Consider the following 5,822-nt stretch of genomic DNA (forward strand, 5'->3'; position numbering starts at 1 on the left):
GCCGCATTGAGAGCAACAACAAGTTCGAATCGACCTGCTCTGCTGAAGAAGAAGGCAAGGGCGAGTGCATTGGGGGCGCGGCACGCCTGGTGACGGCGATTGCCGACCAGCGCAAGAAGCTCGAAGGCCAGAATGTCCTGCTGCTCAATGGGGGCGACAATTTCCAGGGCTCGCTGTTTTACACCACCTACAAGGGCGCGGCTGAAGCCGAGTTCCTGAACCAGATGAAGTTCGACGCGATGACCGTGGGCAACCACGAGTTCGACGACGGCGAGGACGCGCTGGTGCCGTTCCTGGAGAAGATCCAGTTCCCGGTGCTTTCCGCCAACGTGCATCCCAACGCGCAATCCAAGGTCGGCGACCGCATCAAGCCGTCGCTTGTGATTGAGATCGGCGGCCAGAAGATCGGTATTGTCGGTGCCGTCACCAACGACACGCCCGAGGTCGCCTCGCCCGGTCCCAACATCGCCATCGAGGACGACGTCAAGAACATCACCGCCGAAGTCGAGAAGCTGAAGGCTGCGGGCGTCAACAAGATCATCGCGCTCACCCATGTCGGCTATCCCCGCGACAAGGAGATGATCGCCAAGATTCCAGGCGTCGACGTGGTCGTCGGCGGCCACTCGCACTCGCTCTTGTCGAACACCGACGCCAAGGCCGAAGGGCCTTATCCGACGATGATCGACAACCCCGAAGGTTACAAGGTGCCGGTCACCCAGGCGGCGTCCTACTCGAAATATCTCGGCGAGTTCACCGTGACCTTCGACGACAACGGTGTCGTCAAGGAAGCCAAGGGCGACCCGATCTACCTCGACAACTCGATCAAGCCCGACGAGGCCGTGCTTGCTCGCATCAAGGAGCTCGGCGCACCGATCGAGGAACTGAAGAACAAGGAGGTCTCGGAAACCACCGCCCTGATCGACGGCAGCCGTGAGAGCTGCCGGGCGCGCGAATGCGAAATGGGCAACCTGATCTCCGACGCCATCCTCGACCGGGTCAAGGACCAGGGGGTGACCATCGTCTTCCAGAACGGTGGCGGCATTCGCGCCTCCATCGACCAGGGTGTCGTCACCATGGGCGAAGTGCTGACGGTGCTGCCGTTCCAGAACACGCTCGCCACCTTCCAGCTGTCGGGCAAGGACATCGTTGCCTCGCTTGAGGCCGGCGTCAGCGAGATCGAGGAAGGCAAGGGCAAGTTCCCGCAGGTCTCGGGCCTCAAATATTCCTTCGACAAGTCGGTCGCCGCCAATGCCGGCCGCGTCAAGTCGGTGGAAGTGATGGACGGCGGTGCCTGGAAGCCGATCGACGAAGCCAAGGTCTATACGGTGGCGACCAACAACTACGTCCGCCAGGGCGGAGACGGCTACAAGCTGTTCGCCTCGAACGGCACCAACGCCTATGATTACGGTCCGAGCCTCGAACAGGTCGTTGCCGACTACCTCGCCAAGAACAGGCCCTTCACGCCCAAGCTCGATGGCCGCATCACCGAGATCGCCGTAGCGGCGGCAGCCGAGCCTGCGAAGCCGGCGGAAGCAGCACCTGCAACGCCCGCCCTGCCCGGCGCTTCGACGGAAATCGCCAACACCCCGCCGACCGTCGAACCGGCCAAGCCTGCCGAGGCCGCACCGGCGTCAGCTGCAGCTGCGAAGTCGCATACAGTGGTTGCCGGCGATACCTTCTGGGATCTCGCCAAGACCTATCTCGGCGATCCGACCAAATGGAAGCTGATCGCCGAGGCCAATCCGGATGCCAAGGCAAAGGACCTGCACATCGGCGGAACGCTTTCGATCCCGTCGGTAAACTGATAGGGCTCATTTGTCCCAAACAAGCCCGCCCGGCATGCCGGGCGGGCTTTGTATTTGGGTGCGGCCAGACGCGACATTGAACGGCTGCACCATTCAACTAGGTATCCCGCATTACGGAGACACCGAATGAACATGACCACGACGATCAACGAAAAATCGGCTAAGGCACTCGGCCCGTTCCCGAACGGTCATCCCGCAGTGCGCAAGGGCAAGGTCGGTGTTCTCCTGGTCAATCTCGGCACCCCCGATGGCACCGACCAGAAATCGATGTGGCGTTATCTCCGCGAGTTCCTGTCGGACCCGCGCGTCATCGAACTGCCGCGCATCGTCTGGTATCCGATCCTTTACGGCATCGTGCTCAACACCCGGCCGAAGAAGTCAGGCGCAAACTACAAGAAGATCTGGAACACCGAGCGCGACGAGTCGCCGCTGCGCACCTACACTCGTGCCCAGGGCGAAAAGCTCGCCGAAGCACTGCGCGACTTGCCCGACGTGGTGGTCGACTGGGCCATGCGCTACGGCAATCCCTCGACTGAAAGCATCACCAGGAAGCTGATCGAGCAGGGCTGCGACCGGATCGTCTTGTTCCCGCTCTACCCGCAATATTCGGCAACGACGACGGCAACCGCCAACGACCAGTTTTTCCGCGCGCTGATGAAGCTGCGCGCACAGCCGACGATCCGCAGCGTGCCGGCTTACTACGACGAACCGGTCTATATCGAAGCACTCGCGCGCTCCATCGAGCAGCACCTTGCCAAGCTCGACTTCGAGCCGGAGGTGATCCTCGCCTCCTATCACGGCATCCCGAAGCCCTATTTCAAAAAGGGCGACCCCTATCACTGCCATTGCGTGAAGACCACACGGCTTCTGCGCGAGCGCCTCGGCATGAGCGACAAGAAGCTGATGAGCACATTCCAGTCGCGCTTCGGCGCCCAGGAATGGCTGCAGCCCTACACCGACAAGACTGTCGAGCGGCTCGCCAAGGAAGGCGTGAGATCGATCGCCATCGTCAATCCGGGCTTTTCGGCCGACTGCATCGAAACGCTGGAGGAGATCGCCGGCGAAAACGCCGAAATCTTCCACCATGCCGGCGGCAAGAATTTCTCCCATATCCCGTGCCTGAACGACAGCCCCGAGGGCATGGCGGTCATCGAGACGATCACAAGGCGCGAACTGTCCGGCTGGGTCTGAGCCCTGCCCGGAGGCGGAACCTCTCTTGAGGCGGCGCGTTGAGCGCACACCCCGGAGAGCCCGCCACAAATGACCCGCAAGCTCGACCTCAGGACCGGACGGCCCGTCTGGTCCGCCTATCGCGCGCCTGCCGTTGCCACAGGCAAGCTTGTGCGCGACATCAAGACCGACGTCGCCATCATCGGCATGGGCATCAGCGGTGCAATGATGGCCGAGGCGTTGACCGACGCTGGCCATGCGGTCGTTTGCATCGACCGGCGCGGCCCACTCCTGGGATCGACGTCGGCAACCACCGCCCTTGTCCAGTTCGAGATTGACCAGCCACTTTCAAGCTTGTCGCGCCAGATCGGCAAGCAACATGCCGAACGCGCCTGGCGGCGGTCGCGCCTCGCGGTGATGAACCTCCAGGCTCGCATCGCCGAACTTGGCATCCATTGCAACATCGAGATCAAGCAATCGCTCTTTCTGGCTGGCGATGTGCTCGACCCAAGCGCGCTGCGCAAGGAAGCCGAAGCTCGGCAACTTGCCGGTATCCATGCGACCTATCTGACACCATCGTCACTGCGCGAGAAATTCGGCATCAAGCGCAATGGCGCTATCCTCAGCCATGGCAATCTGGCACTCGATCCGCGCAAGCTGGCCGTCGGGCTTTTCCGCAAGGCGCTCGAACGCAAGGCGCGCTTCTACGCACCTGCCGAGGCAACCGGCATCAAGGACAGCCGCGACGACGTGGTCGTAACAACGGCCGGCGGCCCGACGATTACGGCCAGCCACGTCGTACTGGCAACCGGATACGAACTCGTCGCCGATCTCGTTCCGGCGACAGGCCACAAGATCATCTCGACATGGGCGATCGCCACGCGACCGCAAAAGCAGGCGCTGTGGCCGGGTGCCGCCTTCATCTGGGAAGCCTCTGAACCCTACCTCTATCTGCGGGCGACCGGCGACGGTCGTGTCATCTGCGGCGGCGAGGACGAGGATTTCACCGACGAAGCCCGACGCGATATGCTGATCGCCGAAAAGTCCGAGCGTATCTCGCGCAAGCTGAAGGCGCTTTTGCCCAAGCTCGAAACGACGCCTGAATTCGCCTGGGCAGGTTCATTCGGCACCACGCCCACAGGCCTGCCGCAAATCGGGAAACTACCTCGCCATCCGCGCATCCATGCGGTGATGGGTTATGGCGGCAATGGCATCACCTATTCGCGCATCGCAGCCGAGATCGTCAGCGCGGCCATTTCAGGCGGCGAGGACTCAGACACCGATTTGTTCGGCTTTGGTCGTTGAGAACAGCCGACAATCCGCCGGCACATGATTGTAACAGCCTGGAAAGACCCTTAAGTCTTTCGACATCAAGCGGATGCGGTCGTCTTGCCGCCACGCTCAATTCTAGGGGGTCAGCCGAATGGAAATCAGCGGTTTCGACATTATCATTCCGGCACTGGTCGTCCTGGTGCTGTTTGTGCTGTTCACCGGCATCAAGACCATTCCGCAAGGCTACAACTACACGGTCGAGCGCTTCGGTCGTTACACCAAGACGCTGACGCCTGGCCTCAACCTGATCATCCCCTTCATCGACCGCATCGGCGCCAAGATGAACATGATGGAGCAGGTGCTGGACGTTCCAACGCAGGAAATCATCACCCGCGACAACGCCATAGTCGCTGTTGACGGCATCGCCTTCTACCAGGTGCTCAACGCGCCGCAGGCTGCCTATCAGGTGTCTGGCCTGCAGAACGCCATCCTCAACCTGACCATGACCAACATCCGTACCGTGATGGGCTCGATGGACCTCGACGAATTGCTGTCGAACCGCGACGCCATCAACGAGCGCCTGTTGCGTGTCGTTGACGAAGCAGCACACCCCTGGGGCATCAAGCTCACCCGCGTCGAGATCAAGGACATCAACCCGCCGGCCAACCTCGTCGAGTCGATGGGCCGCCAGATGATGGCCGAAAGAAACAAGCGCGCCCAGATCCTGGCCGCCGAGGGCCTCAAGCAGTCACAGATCCTCGAGGCCGAAGGCCGCAAGGAAGCTGCCTTCCGCGACGCCGAAGCGCGCGAGCGCTCCGCCGAGGCCGAAGCCCGCGCCACCCAGGTCGTGTCGGAAGCAATTGCCAAGGGCGACGTCCAGGCGATCAACTACTTCGTCGCCCAGAAATACACCGAAGCTCTCGCCAAGATCGGCGCATCGCCCAACAACAAGATCGTGCTGATGCCGTTCGAGGCGTCGTCACTGATCGGCTCGCTTGGCGGCATCGGCGCCATCGCCAAGGAAGTATTCCGCAGCGAAGGCACCAACGGTGCCCAGCGCCAGGCATCGCGCCCGCCGCGCATCCCGCCGGAGCAGAGCTGAGCGCAGGTGCATTGAGGAACCGCAAATGATCGCCCGCATCGTTGCCGAACTCGGTCCCTGGAACTGGATGCTGCTCGGCTTCATCCTGCTGACGCTGGAGATTTTCGCGCCTGGCGTGTTCCTGTTGTGGATCGGCATTGCCGCACTTATCGTCGGCGCGATCTCGCTGCTTTTGTGGGACGCCGCGTTCTGGGGGTGGCAGGTTCAGGTCCTGCTCTTCCTCGTCCTGGCGCTCGCTTCGGCCTATATCGGCAAGCAGATCGTGCGCGGGCGTGGCGATGTCTCCGACCAGCCGCTGCTCAACCGCCGCGGCGCCCAGATGATCGGGCGCACCGCAACGCTGACCGAGCCGATCAAGGAAGGCCGGGGACGGATCAAGCTCGGCGACACGACATGGCGCGTTTCCGGTCCAGACCTGCCTGTCGGCACGCAGGTGCGTGTCATCAGTGCCGCGGACGCCGATCTGGAACTGG

The 5,822-nt window shown here is 62.2% G+C and carries 5 protein-coding genes; all 5 read left to right on the forward strand.

What is annotated here, in order from left to right; genetic code table 11:
• Positions 1 to 1,805: 5'-nucleotidase C-terminal domain-containing protein (locus tag AC1DUU_RS21110; RefSeq protein WP_476785354.1), on the forward strand; the 1,805-nt coding region annotated here is incomplete at its 5' end.
• A 126-nt stretch (positions 1,806 to 1,931) separates the two neighbouring features.
• Positions 1,932 to 2,996, forward strand: coding sequence for a ferrochelatase (gene hemH, locus AC1DUU_RS21115; protein ID WP_476785355.1), 1,065 nt, complete (start codon positions 1,932 to 1,934; stop codon positions 2,994 to 2,996).
• Between the two features lie 69 nt (positions 2,997 to 3,065).
• Positions 3,066 to 4,280, forward strand: a complete 1,215-nt coding sequence (locus tag AC1DUU_RS21120; RefSeq protein ID WP_476785356.1) for an NAD(P)/FAD-dependent oxidoreductase — start codon at positions 3,066 to 3,068, stop codon at positions 4,278 to 4,280.
• Between the two features lie 118 nt (positions 4,281 to 4,398).
• Positions 4,399 to 5,349, forward strand: coding sequence for an SPFH domain-containing protein (locus AC1DUU_RS21125; protein ID WP_476785357.1), 951 nt, complete (start codon positions 4,399 to 4,401; stop codon positions 5,347 to 5,349).
• 25 nt (positions 5,350 to 5,374) lie between these two features.
• Positions 5,375 to 5,822: NfeD family protein (locus tag AC1DUU_RS21130; protein WP_476785358.1), on the forward strand; the 448-nt coding region annotated here is incomplete at its 3' end.

Source organism: Aminobacter sp. P4_H6_2, from assembly GCF_056400805.1.

Excerpts from the sequence above, each read along its gene's own strand:
- hemH (WP_476785355.1), top strand. The coding sequence starts at position 1,932 with ATGAACATGACCACGACGATCAACGAAAAATCGGCTAAGGCACTCGGC.
- AC1DUU_RS21120 (WP_476785356.1), top strand. The coding sequence starts at position 3,066 with ATGACCCGCAAGCTCGACCTCAGGACCGGACGGCCCGTCTGGTCCGCC.
- AC1DUU_RS21125 (WP_476785357.1), top strand. The coding sequence starts at position 4,399 with ATGGAAATCAGCGGTTTCGACATTATCATTCCGGCACTGGTCGTCCTG.